At 65.4% G+C, this 13,916-nt stretch carries 11 protein-coding genes and 1 tRNA gene; 7 read left to right on the top strand and 5 right to left on the bottom strand.

The window, feature by feature from the left end; all coding sequences use genetic code 11:
- Nucleotides 1-5 precede the first annotated feature (5 nt).
- Together HGK27_RS02925 and rsmD are read left to right on the top strand one after the other, a co-directional pair.
- A complete protein-coding gene (locus HGK27_RS02925) occupies nucleotides 6-1,607 on the top strand; it encodes a pseudouridine synthase (RefSeq protein ID WP_206238606.1) in 1,602 nt (533 codons plus the stop codon).
- Nucleotides 1,607-2,185: a 16S rRNA (guanine(966)-N(2))-methyltransferase RsmD gene (gene rsmD, locus HGK27_RS02920; protein ID WP_206238604.1), complete on the top strand. Its 579-nt coding sequence runs from the start codon at nucleotides 1,607-1,609 to the stop codon at nucleotides 2,183-2,185. Before HGK27_RS02925 ends, rsmD begins: the two co-directional genes overlap by 1 nt.
- On the opposite strand, the gene HGK27_RS02915 is transcribed toward rsmD, so the two are convergent.
- Nucleotides 2,182-3,480, bottom strand: coding sequence for an MFS transporter (locus HGK27_RS02915; RefSeq protein ID WP_206238603.1), 1,299 nt, complete (start codon nucleotides 3,478-3,480; stop codon nucleotides 2,182-2,184). The two genes, rsmD and HGK27_RS02915, sit on opposite strands and share 4 nt — an antisense overlap.
- Nucleotides 3,481-3,571: 91 nt before the next feature.
- Nucleotides 3,572-3,877, bottom strand: coding sequence for a hypothetical protein (locus tag HGK27_RS02910; RefSeq protein WP_206238601.1), 306 nt, complete (start codon nucleotides 3,875-3,877; stop codon nucleotides 3,572-3,574).
- A 165-nt stretch (nucleotides 3,878-4,042) separates the two neighbouring features.
- On the opposite strand from HGK27_RS02910, the gene HGK27_RS02905 reads away from it, so the two are divergent.
- Entirely contained in the window at nucleotides 4,043-6,328 is a 2,286-nt protein-coding gene (locus HGK27_RS02905; protein WP_206242754.1) for an ATP-dependent helicase, read from the top strand.
- 160 nt (nucleotides 6,329-6,488) lie between these two features.
- Here HGK27_RS02905 and HGK27_RS02900 read toward each other — a convergent pair whose 3' ends face one another.
- Complete coding sequence (locus HGK27_RS02900; RefSeq protein ID WP_206238599.1) at nucleotides 6,489-7,985, bottom strand: DEAD/DEAH box helicase; 1,497 nt, start codon at nucleotides 7,983-7,985, stop codon at nucleotides 6,489-6,491.
- 229 nt (nucleotides 7,986-8,214) lie between these two features.
- Complete coding sequence (locus tag HGK27_RS02895) at nucleotides 8,215-8,727, bottom strand: hypothetical protein (RefSeq protein ID WP_206238597.1); 513 nt, start codon at nucleotides 8,725-8,727, stop codon at nucleotides 8,215-8,217.
- 174 nt (nucleotides 8,728-8,901) lie between these two features.
- Here HGK27_RS02895 and HGK27_RS02890 point away from each other — a divergent pair, with 174 nt between their 5' ends.
- Together HGK27_RS02890 and HGK27_RS02885 are read left to right on the top strand one after the other, a co-directional pair.
- A complete protein-coding gene (locus tag HGK27_RS02890; RefSeq protein WP_206238596.1) occupies nucleotides 8,902-10,386 on the top strand; it encodes an FAD-binding oxidoreductase in 1,485 nt (494 codons plus the stop codon).
- A gap of 95 nt (nucleotides 10,387-10,481) precedes the next feature.
- Complete coding sequence (locus tag HGK27_RS02885; RefSeq protein WP_206238594.1) at nucleotides 10,482-11,261, top strand: SapC family protein; 780 nt, start codon at nucleotides 10,482-10,484, stop codon at nucleotides 11,259-11,261.
- A gap of 662 nt (nucleotides 11,262-11,923) precedes the next feature.
- Here HGK27_RS02885 and HGK27_RS02880 read toward each other — a convergent pair.
- Nucleotides 11,924-12,922 (bottom strand): N-formylglutamate amidohydrolase, encoded by a 999-nt coding sequence (locus HGK27_RS02880; RefSeq protein WP_206238593.1) that lies wholly within the window; start codon nucleotides 12,920-12,922, stop codon nucleotides 11,924-11,926.
- 185 nt (nucleotides 12,923-13,107) lie between these two features.
- Here HGK27_RS02880 and cpdR point away from each other — a divergent pair, with 185 nt between their 5' ends.
- A complete protein-coding gene (gene cpdR / locus HGK27_RS02875) occupies nucleotides 13,108-13,482 on the top strand; it encodes a cell cycle two-component system response regulator CpdR (protein WP_206238591.1) in 375 nt (124 codons plus the stop codon).
- 131 nt (nucleotides 13,483-13,613) lie between these two features.
- Nucleotides 13,614-13,688: transfer RNA gene (locus tag HGK27_RS02870), tRNA-Val, on the top strand.
- The last annotated feature ends 228 nt before the right edge of the window (nucleotides 13,689-13,916 follow it).

Raw genomic sequence — 13,916 nt, 5'->3', positions numbered from 1 at the left:
GCCTCATGGCATTTAACCCCAAACCCCCTCGCGGCCCAGGCCGCCCGTCTCGTCCTGCCCGCCCCGCTGGTAAAAGCGGCGCCCAGCGCTATGGCGCCCCCCGTCCTCGTGATGACCGCGCGCGTGAAGGCGCAGACCCCGAAAAGCGCCAGCGCGGCACGTTGAAGCCCGTCGCCAAGGGCGAAGGCTGGAGCCCGGACACCACGCCCGAAACCCGCCTCGACGATCGTCGGGGTCGCGGCGGACGCGATGAGCGCGGCGGCGACCGTGGTGGCCAGAAGAAGGCCGCCTGGGGCGACCGCACCCGTGAGCGCCATGATGCCCAGCGCGGCGAGGGCCGTGGACGTTCGGGCGGCGGCTTCGGCGGTCGCGATGAGCGCGCCAGTGGCGAACGCTCGCGCGGCGGGTTTGGCGACAAGTCGCGTGGTGGCTTCGGGGACAAGCCCCGGGGCGATTTCGGCGACCGTCCTCGCGGCAATTTCGGTGACAAGCCGCGCGGTGGTTTCGGGGACAAGCCCCGGGGCGATTTCGGCGACCGTCCCCGTGGCAATTTCGGTGACAAGCCGCGTGGCAACTTCGGAGGCGATGACCGCCGTGGCGCGTTTGGCGACAAGCCCAAGGGCTCCTTCGGAGACAAGGCACGCGCCCGCCGCGCCGATCAGCGCGAAGAGCGCGGCGAGCGCAGCTTCAGCACCCCGCGCGGCGGCTTCGGCGGCGAGCGTTCGGGCGGTTTTGAGCGTCGCGATGAGCGCCCCCGTGGCGGCTTCGGTGATCGTGTCCGTTCGGACCGTGGCCGTGGCGATCGCGCCGCGCCGCGCGAAGAACCCACGCCCTATCAGCGCATCGCCAGCCTTCAGGATTTCGCCATCGATCCCGAGGGTGAGCGCATCGCCAAGCTGCTGGCCCGCGCCGGCATCGCCAGCCGCCGCGAGGTGGAGCGCATGATCGTCGACGGGCGCGTGGCGCTCGATGGCGAACTGGTGCTGACGCCCGTCACCATCCTGACCTCGCTGAAGGGCCTGACGGTCGACGGCAAGCCGGTCGATGAGCCCGAAGTGGGCCGCCTCTGGGCCTTCCACAAGCCCGATGGGCTGATCACCGCCGAGCGTGACCCCGCCGGTCGCCCGACCATCTACAACGCGCTGCGCAACGCGCTGCCGCCCGGCACGCCGCGCCTGATGCCGGTGGGCCGACTCGATATGAACACGGAAGGGTTGCTGCTGCTCACCAACGATGGCGAGCTGAAGCGCGCCATGGAGCTGCCGTCGAGCGGCGTGCCGCGCACCTATCGCGCCCGCACCTTCGGTGACATCACCCAGCCGCAGCTCGAAGAGCTGATGCAGGGCATCGAGATCGACGGTTTCCAGTATGGCCCGATCAACGCCAATATGGAGCGCCGAACGGGGCGCAACCAGTGGATCGAAGTCACGCTGACCGAAGGCAAGAACCGCGAAGTCCGCCGCGTGCTGGAGCATCTGGGGCTGCAGGTCAGCCGCCTGCTGCGCATCGCTTACGGCCCCTTCCTGCTGGGCGATCTGCCGCGCGGCGCGGCTGTGGCGCTGCCTCAGAATGTGGTCGAGCAGTTCCGCAAGGGGCTCAAGGGCTGATGCGGATCGTTGCCGGGCAATGGCGCGGGCGCAAGCTGCTCGCGCCCGAGGGCGATACCACCCGCCCCACCGCCGACCGCACGCGCGAGACGCTGTTCTCCATGCTGACCTCGCGCCTCGGCAGCTTTGAAGGGCTGCGCGTGGCGGATCTGTTTGCCGGTTCCGGCGCGCTGGGGCTGGAGGCTCTGTCGCGCGGGGCGGCGCATGCCATGTTTGCCGAGCAGGATCCCAAGGCGATCCGCGCGATTCGCGGCAACATCGCCAATCTGCATGCGCAGAAGGAAACCGACGTACGCGTCGGTTCGGTGATGGCGCTGGGCGTGGCCAAGCAGCCTTACGATCTGATCCTGCTCGATCCGCCCTACAAGACCAGCGCGGGTGTCGTCGCCATCGACAAGCTGCGCCGTCTGGGCTGGATGCATGACGGCACCTGGGTCTGCATCGAGACCGAAGCGCGTGAGGCACCCCGCGTGCGCAGCTTCGAGGTGATGGCCGAGCGCGTGGTGGGCAAGGCCTGCCTTACGCTGATGCGCCCGGAACCCAGTGAGCCGAAGACCGAAGCGGCTCCGGAGGCTTAAGCCACCGCAAGGCGGGCGCGCTGACCGCGCGCCCAGCCGATGCCGATCAGCGTGACCACACCGGCCAAGGCGGGCAGCAGGCCGATAAAGTTGCCCATATGGCGGTCCACCAGACTCTGGGCCAGACCGGGCGTGAAGGCGCCGCCGATGATGCCACCGGCATTGAACGCCATCGAAATCCCCGAATAGCGCACCGAAACCGGGAACAGCTCGGTCAGCCAGCCCGTCAGCGGGCCATAGGACATGCCCATCACGAACAGCGTCACCGACAAGGTGGCAAAGGCGATGGCGAGACTGCCCGAGGACAGCCCCATCCAGAAGAACAGCCCGATCACTGCGCCAAGCCCCGCGCCCCATGCCAGAACCTTGCCCTCGGAATAACGGTCCGACCAGATGGCGGCGGCGATGATCCCGGCGGTCAGGAACAGATTGGCAGCCAGCTGCACCGCGAGGAAATTCTGACGCCCATAGCCCAGCGGCCCGGCGCCCTGCGCCAGCGCAAAGGCGGTGGAGAGATAGAACAGCGCAAAACAGGCCACCACGCCAGCACTGCCCGCGAGCAGTCCGCGCCAGTGCTGGCTCAGCAGCACGCCCAGCGGCACGGCGGGCGGGGCTTCATGCTTGAGCGCTTCCTGAAACTCGGGCGTCTCGGCGATCTTCAGGCGCACCCAGAGGCCGATGGCCACCAGCAGCGCCGAGAGCAGGAAGGGCACGCGCCAGCCCCATGCCTTGAAATCGGCATCGCTCATGGTGAGGCCAAGGATCAGGAACAGGCCATTGGCGCACAGGAAGCCCACAGGCGCCCCCAACTGAGGTGCGCAGCCAAAGCGCGCCTTCCAGCCCGGCGGGGCATATTCCACCGCCAGCAAGGCCGCCCCGCCCCACTCGCCGCCAAGGCCGAAGCCCTGACCGAAGCGGCAGATGCACAGCAGCACCGGCGCCAGCAGCCCGGCCTGTTCATAGGACGGCAGGAACGCCACCGCGACCGTCGAGGCGCCCATCAGCATCAGCGAGGCCACCAGCGTGGATTTGCGCCCGATCCTGTCGCCAAAATGGCCGAAGGCGATGGCACCCACGGGCCGCGCGATAAAGGCCCCGCCGAACACCATAAAGGCGGCAATCTGCTGCACCGAGGGCGCAACCTTGGGGAAGAACATCGGCCCGAAGACCAGCGCCGTCGCCGTGGCGAAGACGTAATAGTCGTAAAATTCCACCGATGTGCCGACAAGGGCGGCAAGCAGAATGCGGGCGTTCTGGCGCAAAGGATGCGGCTGATGGCTGAGGGGGGTATGCATCCGCCCTCGCTCGAACGGCGGCGCATCTTTGTCAATGCGAAAAGGGCACCGCAAGCGCGATGCCCTTTTCATTTGTTACCGATTGCAGTGCTTATCGACCGCCAGGATTGCGGCAAGCATCCTGCACATGCGCCGAGCAGACCGGATAGCTCTTGTTCATGGCATCTGCCGGAGGGGCACTCAAAGCGCCCGCGTAAGGCCCGGCGTGATAGCCCGGATCGCTGGGCTGGGTGGCGGGCACAGGGTCATTGGCGGCGGCAGGGTCTGCGCTGGCCGCCACAGGCTCGTCGCCGCGCGGATTGGCCTGAACCTGAACGGTGCCCTGGGCGTGGGCCGCGCCGGACAGGGCCGAACCCATCAGCAGCAAAGGCAGGGCTGCATAAGACATCATACGCATCGGGGTTTCTCCATCTCAAATCTGTGCGACTCGATTCCCTTCGGCGGTCCCGAAGCGCTTTTGTCGCAGAGCCGCCATGATCCGGCCCTGAATGCACCGTTCATCGGGCGTTATCGGTTGCCAGACTCGCCCCTGTTCCCTAGGCGTTCCCCTGTGACTGATATCATGCCCTCCCCCTACGCCACCGAGCCCGACTGGCTCGCCCGCCTCAATCCGCCCCAGCGTGAGGCGGTGCTGACCACCGAAGGCCCCGTGCTGATGCTGGCGGGCGCGGGCACCGGCAAGACGGCGGCGCTGACGGCACGTCTGGCCAATCTGGTGGCCTTGAAGCTGGCCTGGCCGAGCGAAATCCTCTGCGTCACCTTCACCAACAAGGCCGCGCGGGAAATGCGCGAGCGTGTCGGCCATCTGATCGGCCCGGCGGTGGAGGGCATGCCATGGCTGGGCACCTTCCACGCGATTGCCGCCAAGATGCTGCGCCGCCATGCCGAGCTGGTGGGGCTGCAAAGCAACTTCACGATTCTGGATACGGACGATCAGCTGCGGCTCTTGAAACAGCTGATTCAGGCCGAGGGCGTGGATGACAAGCGCTGGCCCGCCAAGCTGCTGGCCGGCTGCATCGACCGCTGGAAGAACAAGGGGCTGGCCCCCGCCGATGTCGATGCCTTCGAGAGCGAGGCCTATGCCAATGGCAAGGGCCAGCATTTCTACCGGCTCTATCAGGCGCGGTTGCTGGCGCTCAACACCTGCGATTTCGGCGATCTGCTGCTGCATATGCTGACCATCTTCCGCCAGCACCGCGACGTGCTGGAGGAGTATCAGCGCCGCTTCAAATACATCATGGTGGACGAGTATCAGGACACCAACTCGGTGCAGTATCTCTGGCTGCGCCTGCTGGCCATGGCGCGGCACAACATCTGCGTGGTGGGTGACGACGACCAGTCGATCTATTCGTGGCGCGGCGCCGAAGTGGCCAACATTCTGAAGTTCGAGCAGGATTTCCCCGGCGCCAAGGTCATCAAGCTGGAGCAGAACTATCGCTCCACGCCGCATATCCTCGCCGCCGCCTCGGGCCTGATCCGCGAGAACAGCGAGCGTCTGGGCAAGACGCTGTGGACCGAGGCCACCGGCGGCGACAAGCTGCGCGTGATCGGCGTGTGGGACGCGCCCGAGGAAGCGCGCCGTGTGGGCGAGGAAATCGAGCGCCTGCAGCGCGAGGGCCTGCCCCTCACCAAGGTGGCCATCCTCGTGCGCGCCCAGTTCCAGACGCGCGAGTTCGAAGACCGCTTCATCTCCATCGGCCTGCCCTATCGCATCGTCGGCGGCTTCCGCTTCTATGAGCGTGCCGAAATCCGCGATGCGCTGGCCTATCTGCGCCTGATCGCCCAGCCCAATGACGATCTGGCCTTCGAGCGCATCTACAACACCCCCAAGCGCGGCCTTGGCGACAAGACGCTGGAGAAGCTGCACCGCTTCGCCCGCGCCGCCAACATTCCGTTGGCCCTCGCTGCGATCCAGATCTGCGACACCGACGAAATCCCCGCCCGCGCGCGCGGCACCATTCTGGCACTGATGCGCAATTTCGCCCGCTGGCGCGATGAGGAGAAGGTCAACAGCCCGGCCAATCTGGCGCGCATGATGCTCGACGAATCGGGCTACACCGGCGCGCTTCAGGCCGAAAAAAGCGCCGAGGCTGCCGGGCGTCTGGAAAACCTCTCCGAACTGGTGCGCGCCATGGAGGATTACGAGGACCTTGGCGCCTTCCTCGAACACGTCTCGCTGGTGATGGACAATGACGCCAATGAGGATGCGGAAAAGGTCACCATCATGACCATCCACGCCGCCAAGGGTCTGGAATTCGACCACGTTTTCCTGCCCGGCTGGGAAGAAGGCGTCTTCCCTTCGCAGCGCTCGCTGGACGAAGGCGGTTTGGCTTCGTTGGAAGAAGAGCGCCGCCTCGCCTATGTCGCCATCACCCGCGCGCGGCGGCTCTGCACCATCATGCATGCCGCCAACCGCCGCATCTATGGCCAGTGGACGTCTTCGATCCCCAGCCGCTTCGTGGCCGAGCTGCCCAAGGACCATATCAACGAGGAATCGAGCCTGACCGGCGGCGCCAGCATGTGGCGCGCGCAATGGAGCGAGCGCGACGATCCCTTCGCCCACCTCGCCCGCGACAAGCCCGACCGCGCGCAGAGCCGCGGCCCGGGTTGGCAACGCGCTGCAACCCAGACCTTCGACACCACCCCCCGCCGGATTCCCGAAAGCACCCGCAGCGCGGCCAGCTTCGCGGCCAAACCCCGGCTCGATATCCGCTCGGGTGATCGCGTGACGCATGACAAGTTCGGGGATGGTGTGGTCGCCGCGCAAGAAGGCAACCGACTGGAGATCGATTTCGATACCGTCGGGCGTAAGCGCGTGTTGGACAGTTTTGTGCGGAAGGTCGGTTAAAAGGGAAAAGAAGATGCGAGGGTGTTACACCCTCGCGCTCCCATAACGTCTTCCGGCGATGGGGCGGTGGCGCCCTATCCTTGGGGCTGGAACGCCAAGTTGCGTTTGCCCTTTTGTCTCCCGGCGCGAGGGTAGTTTCACACCACCCTCGCGTCCAAGATCAATCCAGCGCCGAAACGCCAAGGAACTCCGGAATCGGGCCGTTCCACTCACCGGGCTTGCTCGGCGGCTCATCATTCTGCCAGCGCGAGCGGCGGTCATCCTGACGGCCACGCCCGCGATCATCCCGGCGGGCATCCTCACGGCGCGGAGCCTCGCGACGCGGTTCGTCACGGTAACGCTCCTGACGCTCCGCGCGACGCGGCGCCTCACGCACCGGCTCCTCAGCCCGCAGCTCTTCACGGGGCGCTTCCGCCTTGCCGCCACGCGGCTTGCGCTCGCGGGTCTTCTTCTCGGCAGCAGGCGCCTCAACAGCGGGCTTGCTCGCGCGCTTCTCGCGCACCGGCTTGTCCTCATCCCCCCCACTGCTTGAACTGCCGCCCAGATCGACCTTGATCTCGGGGATCGCGCCGCCGGTCAGCTTTTCGACATTGGCAATCGCCTCGGCATCCTCGCTGGAATAGAGCGTGAAGGCCCGGCCCGTCGCCCCGCCGCGACCGGTACGGCCGATGCGGTGGACATAATCGTCCGGATGCCACGGCGTGTCGAAGTTGAAGACGTGCGAAACGCCCTTCACGTCGATGCCGCGCGCCGCCACATCGCTGGCGACCAGAATGTTGATCGTGCCGGCCTTGAAGCGCTCCAGCTCGGCAATGCGGCTGCTCTGGTCCATGTCGCCATGGATTTCGCCCGCCGAAAAGCCATGACGCTTCAGGCTCTTGGCCAGTTCGCGCACCGTGGTCTTGCGGTTGGCGAAGATGATCGCGGTGGAGACATTGTCCGTGCGCAGCAGATGACGCAGCACTTCGCGCTTCTGACGCGACACGCACTTCACCTTGTGCTGGGCGATGTTGGTGTTGGTCGAGGCCGGGCGGGCCACCTCGATATATTTGGGATTGCTCAGGAACTTGTCGGCCAGCTTCTTGATCGGCGGCGGCATGGTCGCGCTGAACAGCAGGGTCTGGCGCTGCGCGGGCAGCTTCGAGCAGATCTCTTCAATGTCGGGAATAAAGCCCATGTCGAGCATGCGATCGGCTTCGTCGATCACCAGCATGCTGCAACCGGTCAGCAGGATCTTGCCGCGCTGGAACAGGTCCATCAGGCGACCCGGCGTGGCGATCAGCACGTCCACACCGTCCGAGAGGGCCTTCACCTGATCGCCCATCTGCACGCCGCCGATCAGCAGCGCCATCTTCAGATCGTGATTCTTGCCGTATTTCTCGAAATTCTCTGCAACCTGAGCGGCCAGCTCGCGCGTCGGCTCAAGGATCAGGCTGCGCGGCATCAGGGCGCGGCGGCGGCCATGGGCCAGAATGTCGATCATCGGCAGCACGAAACCCGCCGTCTTGCCGGTGCCCGTCTGGGCGATGGCGATCAGATCGCGCATCATCAGCACGGTGGGGATGGCCTGGGCCTGGATCGGCGTGGGCGTGTCATAACCGGAAGCCGCGACCGAGCGCAGCAATTCATCCGACAGGCCGAGATCGGCAAAACTCATGGGTTGGTCATAATCCGATAGAGAAGGATTGGGAAAATCATGCGTGGGATAGCCGCCCCCCGTTGGGCCGTCCCTGCTTCGCCAGAGCCATGCATCAGCATGAAACACCATGCATGAGCATGATGCGCCCGGCGCGGGTGCCGAGGCCTAATCGCAATGAACCATAAAAGTCAAGAAAATCGCCTGATCCGCCAGCCATTCGGGCGAAATAGCGCCCCGCCCGGCCCGATCAGGGATAACGCCGCCATGGCAAAGCGATCAGCGAGCGCAATCTGAGAATACGGCAATTGGCACCGCTGCGCGCCTGCAGCTTGTCCCGCTCGGCACAGATCTGCCCGTCGGGGCTGCGCTCGACATAGAAGCCGGAGTAGAAATCACGGGCGCGGCAGGCCTTTTCCAGCACCGCCGAGATGATGTGCTGATCGCGCATGAACAGCAGCAGGCGGTTGCCCTCCGCGCTCTGCACACCCAGCACGGCGCCGGTCGCAAAGCACTTGCCCATCGGCTTTTCTTCAAAGCGCTCGGGCCGCTCATCCATCAGATCGTCCATCATGTCTGGCGGCATCACCGGGCCGCCGGGCGCGATGCGGATGGAAAAATGCTGCTCGATACGCACCTGCTCGGGATTGTGGCTTTCCATAGGGCCAAAGCTCCTGCCGCCCATAGGAGGCAGCACGTCAGCCTGTGCCGCTCCCGCCAGCACCAGCCCCGCGAGGGCAAGAAGAGCATAACCGCATTTCATGGTTCAATGGACGAGCGCGGCCCGAAGCGGGCGACGATCAGCAGACCTCATAATTCCCTGTTACATTATCACGCGATATGGCCTGCAATGTTTGAACCATCGCTTAACCCGCCTCTTGCGCCATACCGCTCCGTCGCACTTAACCTCGTCCTTTGGCTGTGGCATAGGGGCCGGATGACCGATACCCATGATCCTCATTCGCGTGCCCTGGCCGAGGCTAACAGCGAAATCTCCGCTCCGGAAGGATTTTTAGCGCAGCTTGCCGCCCTGCTGGGCGAGAGCGGACTGACCAGCGACCCCGACACCATGGCCCCCTGGCTGACCGACTGGCGCGGGCGCTATACGGGCCGCGCGCTGGCGCTGGCTTCACCCGCCAATGCGCAGGAATTGTCGGCGGTGGTCAAGCTGGCAGCAGCCGCCGGCGTGCCGATCGTGCCTCAGGGCGGGAACAGCGGCATGGTCGGCGGCGCCACGCCGGACGCCAGCGGGCACAGCCTGCTGGTTTCGCTGCGGCGGATGAACACCATCGGCCCGATCGACAAGGATGCGCTGAAGGTGACCTGCGGCGCGGGCGTGATTCTCCAGACACTGCATGAGGCCGCCGAGGCGCAGGGCCTGCGCTTCCCCCTCACTTTGGGCGGCAAGGGGTCGGCCACGGTGGGTGGTCTGGTGTCCACCAATGCGGGCGGCACGCAGGTGCTGCGGCACGGCAATATGCGCGATCAGGTGCTGGGGCTGGAGGTGGTGTTGGCCGATGGCACGATCTGGTCGGCGCTCACGCCCCTGAAGAAGGACAATCGCGGCTTCGATCTGAAGCAGCTTTTCATTGGCTCCGAAGGCACGCTGGGCATGGTGACCTCGGCCACTTTGGCCCTTTCCCCCGGCATTGCCGAGCGCCGCGTGGTCTGGGCGGGCGTGGAAAGCATCCATGCTGCCCGTGCCCTGCTGATTCATTGCCAGCGCCGTCTGGGTGCCGCTCTGGAAGGTTTCGAGGTGGTGCCCCAAGCCAGCCTTGAGGCCGTGCTGGATCACACCGCCAAGGCCCGCAAGCCGCTGGAGGGCGATCACGCCTGGCACGCCCTGATCGAGGTGGTGGCCGATGCCGAAGGCGCCGATTCGCTGGCCGAGCGCGTCGAAAACGCTCTGGCCGAAGCCTTCGAAACCGGCCTTGTGCAGGATGCCGCCATCGCCGCCAGCGAAGCACAGGCCGATGCCTTCTGGCTGATTCGCGAGGAAGTGCCCTTTGCCGAGCGCGCCAAGGGCCCCGCCGTGCAGCATGACATCTCCGTCGCCGTGGAGCGCATGCCGGACTTCATCGCGCAGGTCTCTCCGCAGATCGAAGCCCAATTCCCCGGCACTCATGTCGTGGCCTTCGGCCATCTGGGCGACGGCAACATCCATTACCATGTGCTGGCCGCCCCGGGCACCGCGCCGGGCTGGGATCTGACCGAGGGCAAAAAGATCAGCGCCTGGGTCTATGATGAGGTCACGCGCTGGGGCGGCTCGATCAGCGCCGAGCATGGCATCGGCCAGAACAAGATCGTCGAGCTGGCCCATACCGCCGATCCCGCCGCATTAACCCTGCTGCGCGCCGTGAAAATGGCGCTCGATCCGCAGGGATTGCTCAATCCGGGTAAACTCGTACCGCCAAACGCCTGAGGGATCGCCCGCTTGCCAGCCCTTGCGGCACCTTCTAAGACCCGGCGTTCAAATGGGGGGCCAAGGCGCCCGCTTTGCTTACGGAGATACCTGACATGGCCAGCGCGCCGCAAAATCCCGGTCTGCCGATCTTCTACAAGGACCTGGTTCCGCTCAACAGCCGCGACCACGCGACCTGGAAGAGCCGCAGCGTCGACAAGGCCGACTGGCTGGTGGGCCAGCACGCCATCCCGCTGACGGTGGAAGAATTCCCGCAGGCCGGTCGCTTCTTCCCGATCGTCTTCTCCTCGGGCGATGATTCGGTGCCGCTGGCGCTGATGGGCCTGAACGAAGGCGTGAACGTTTTCGTCGACGCCGAGGGCAAGGTCGCCGAGAACGTCTACATCCCCGCCTATGCGCGCCGCTATCCCTTCATGCTGGCCCGCCTGAACCCGCAGGCCGAAGAACTGAGCCTGTGCTTCGACCCCACCAGCGGTCTGATCGGTGAGTTCGAGGAAGGCGCCGCCCTGTTCGACGGCGACCAGCCCAGCGAGACCACCACGGGCATGCTCGGCTTCTGCGAGCAGTTCGAGCAGGCCGGCCTGCGCACCGGCGCCTTCGTCAAGGAGCTGGAAAAGCACGGTCTGCTGATCGAGGGCGAAGTGGCCATCCAGCAGGAAGGCAGCGAGCAGCCCTTCGTCTATCGCGGCTTCAAGATGGTCGATCAGGCCAAGCTTCAGGAAGTCCGTGGCGACGTGCTGCGCGGCTGGAACCAGTCGGGCCTGCTGCCGCTGGTCTTCGCTCACCTGTTCAGCCTGGACCTGATGCGCGAGATCTTCGGCCGTCAGGTGGCGATGGGCGTGCTGCCTCAGCCTGCGGTGACGCTGCCGGCTTAAGGTTTAAGGCAGGAAGGTGATGTGCGAGGGGGTTACCCCCTCGCGCTCCCGTTACTGTCTGCCTTGCGCTTCGGGTTCGGCCTCAGGGCAACGTCGCGGCGCCGCAGGCTTTAACATTCCAAGCTAACGTAAGGCGCCGGGGCATTCTGCCTGCGGCGCCTTTTCATTGCTCTGATGGAGAGGCCAAGCACCATGATGCGGCACCACTGCCGCCGCGTCGGAAGACGTCATGGGAGCGCGAGGGGGTAACCCCCTCGCTTTTCTATTTTCGCCCCTCCTCCGGCCTGCCCTGCGCCCACCCCCTACAAAAATACCTATTCATGTCCGGCTTTATCGCTGGTATCCGGCTCACCGTACCGGACCGCTCACCCCTTTCGATACTGACAATCGTGCCAGTAAGGCCCCTCGCCAGCCTGCTGCGAACCAGCCCGGCACAGCGCCAACCGGACCCGCCATCTTGCATCCTGCCGAATTTACCGGCGGGGCCCCCTTGCATGCCATGGCCCATAAGCCTATGATGCAATCGTTCCGCTGTGCTTCCCTCATGGCATGGTGGAACTGGTGCACGCCGTGCACCTCCTCCCTGAACCTTGGCCACCTCGTGCCCTCTGGCGCGAGGTGGTTTTTTATGTGCAATCGCGATTACCGATAGCAAAAGCGCGTTATTCCGCGGCTTCGGCCCAATCGGGAGGGCGCCTGTCGAGCGTGATGTTGCCCATCGCCGCCACATCGCAGGCTAGATTCCGCACCAGTCGAATCAGCCTTTCGACCACCCCGTCAGCCCCCGGCCCCAGATCCACCAGCCGCGAATCGAGATAGGCCGCACGGTCGATCTCCAGCTGGATGGCGTGGATGCCGTCACGCGGGGCGGCATGGCGATCCAGCACATAGCCCCCGGCGTAGGGCCGGTTATGCGCGACCAGCCAGCCTGATTCATCCAGCGCGCCAAAGGCCTTGGCCACCAGACCCGTGCTGCAGCTGGCGCCGAAACGGTCGCCCAGCACGCAGCTGACGGGAGTCTCGCCCTCGTTGCAGGGCAGCGGGGGCATGGAATGCAGATCGATCAGCAGAGCCGCGCCCCAGCGCGCGCGCAGCGCTGCCAGCTGCTCGGCGATGCAGGCATGATAGGGGGCATGCAGCCCGGCGATTCGCCGCGCCAGCTCCGCACCGGGCAAGGGCCTGCTCCACAGCTCGCCCATGCCGGGCACGCGGCGCGGCACCAGGCCCAGCCCCGCCCGCACGCGCTGGCTGGGGTGCGATTGCGCCCGCACCGTGCCGCCGGCCGCGATCACCGCTTCGCGCGCCTCGGCCCGTCCAGTGTCGGGAATCATGCCCCAGTCGATGTCATCCGGCGCGCGGTTGAGGTCCAGCACCGCGCGCGGCGCGCGCGCCACCAGCAGACCCGCGCCGGTCGCCTGCGCCACGCGGGCGGCGATCCGGTCGATATACCGGTCTTCCAGACGCAGCGCAGCCTTCTGGCCTTCGCGCAGGGCCGCCATCAGCTCGGGCGTATAGGCCCGCCCGCCATGGGGCGCGCAGATCAGCACCGGCACGCAGGCCGGGTCTGCCAAAGTCAGCACAAAAGGCGCACCCGCGCAGCCGGGCACGTCAGACTGATAAAAACTGCTCGAATCGCCGGAGGCGGGGGAGGCTTCGTGCATGACATTTGTGTGGCATGCACAAGGCAGGCCTGTCAAAAATAGGGCCATTCCCTTGTCATATTTCTCTCATGCAAAATGCGACGAATGCCGTCATCGTTGCGGCCCATGCCCGGTTTTGTGGTAACAATCTTTACCCCCGGCGCAGTATGATGTGAGCCGAAACGCATAAAAGGCGCCCAAGACCCATGATCCGTATCCTGCTTGCCGAAGATGAACCCGCCATGCGTACCTATCTGGCCCGCGCTCTGGAGAATGCGGGCTATGAGGTGGTGGCGGTGGATCGCGGCACCGCCGCCCTGCCCTGGTTGCAGAGCGAAAGATTCGACCTGCTGCTCTCCGACATCGTCATGCCCGAGATGGACGGCATCGAACTGGCCCAGCGCTGCGCCGAGATCAGCCCGCACACCAAGGTGATGTTCATCACCGGCTTTGCCGCCGTAACCCTGAAGGCCAGTCGCGAAGCACCGCAGGCCCGTGTGCTGTCCAAGCCCTTCCATCTGCGCGATCTGGTGATGGAGGTGCAGCGCGTCTTCGGCCAGCCCACCCAGGCGAGCATCTGAAGCCGGTATTTGAGATTTTTCTGAAATTTTTCGCATTCGGGGCTTGCGCGAAAAAAAAGCCGCGTCTAAAGGCCAGCCCCTGCCCGGCGCGGTTCTGCAAAGCGCCAGACCGGACAGAGACGAATGAGCGTGGGCGTATAGCTCAGTGGTAGAGCACTGTGTTGACATCGCAGGGGTCGGAAGTTCAATCCTTCCTACGCCCACCATTCGAAAAGCCCGCCAATCCAATGGATTGCGCGGGCTTTTTCGTATCCATCTGCCGCGAACGTCCGGCCTCCCTGCACGGGATGTGCGCGAGAGATGATCCCCCACATCGCCATGCCCAAAACCGGCGTCAGCGCCTCGCAAGCCTCTGCGTCCGCACCCGATAATTGCTATCTATTCTCATCAGCATCTATCGACCAAAGCCTAGCCGCTTCCCGCTGTTTCCATGC

It is taken from the genome of Novosphingobium terrae (assembly GCF_017163935.1).
GTDB classification, from domain to species: Bacteria; Pseudomonadota; Alphaproteobacteria; order Sphingomonadales; family Sphingomonadaceae; genus Novosphingobium; species Novosphingobium terrae.
Note: the sequence above shows the minus strand (reverse complement) of the source record. Positions and strands in the feature narration are given on the sequence as shown.

Excerpts from the sequence above, each read along its gene's own strand:
- HGK27_RS02925 (WP_206238606.1), top strand. The coding sequence starts at position 6 with ATGGCATTTAACCCCAAACCCCCTCGCGGCCCAGGCCGCCCGTCTCGT.
- rsmD (WP_206238604.1), top strand. The coding sequence starts at position 1,607 with ATGCGGATCGTTGCCGGGCAATGGCGCGGGCGCAAGCTGCTCGCGCCC.
- HGK27_RS02915 (WP_206238603.1), bottom strand. The coding sequence starts at position 3,480 with ATGCATACCCCCCTCAGCCATCAGCCGCATCCTTTGCGCCAGAACGCC.
- HGK27_RS02910 (WP_206238601.1), bottom strand. The coding sequence starts at position 3,877 with ATGCGTATGATGTCTTATGCAGCCCTGCCTTTGCTGCTGATGGGTTCG.
- HGK27_RS02905 (WP_206242754.1), top strand. The coding sequence starts at position 4,043 with ATGCCCTCCCCCTACGCCACCGAGCCCGACTGGCTCGCCCGCCTCAAT.
- HGK27_RS02900 (WP_206238599.1), bottom strand. The coding sequence starts at position 7,985 with ATGAGTTTTGCCGATCTCGGCCTGTCGGATGAATTGCTGCGCTCGGTC.
- HGK27_RS02895 (WP_206238597.1), bottom strand. The coding sequence starts at position 8,727 with ATGAAATGCGGTTATGCTCTTCTTGCCCTCGCGGGGCTGGTGCTGGCG.
- HGK27_RS02890 (WP_206238596.1), top strand. The coding sequence starts at position 8,902 with ATGACCGATACCCATGATCCTCATTCGCGTGCCCTGGCCGAGGCTAAC.
- HGK27_RS02885 (WP_206238594.1), top strand. The coding sequence starts at position 10,482 with ATGGCCAGCGCGCCGCAAAATCCCGGTCTGCCGATCTTCTACAAGGAC.
- HGK27_RS02880 (WP_206238593.1), bottom strand. The coding sequence starts at position 12,922 with ATGCACGAAGCCTCCCCCGCCTCCGGCGATTCGAGCAGTTTTTATCAG.
- cpdR (WP_206238591.1), top strand. The coding sequence starts at position 13,108 with ATGATCCGTATCCTGCTTGCCGAAGATGAACCCGCCATGCGTACCTAT.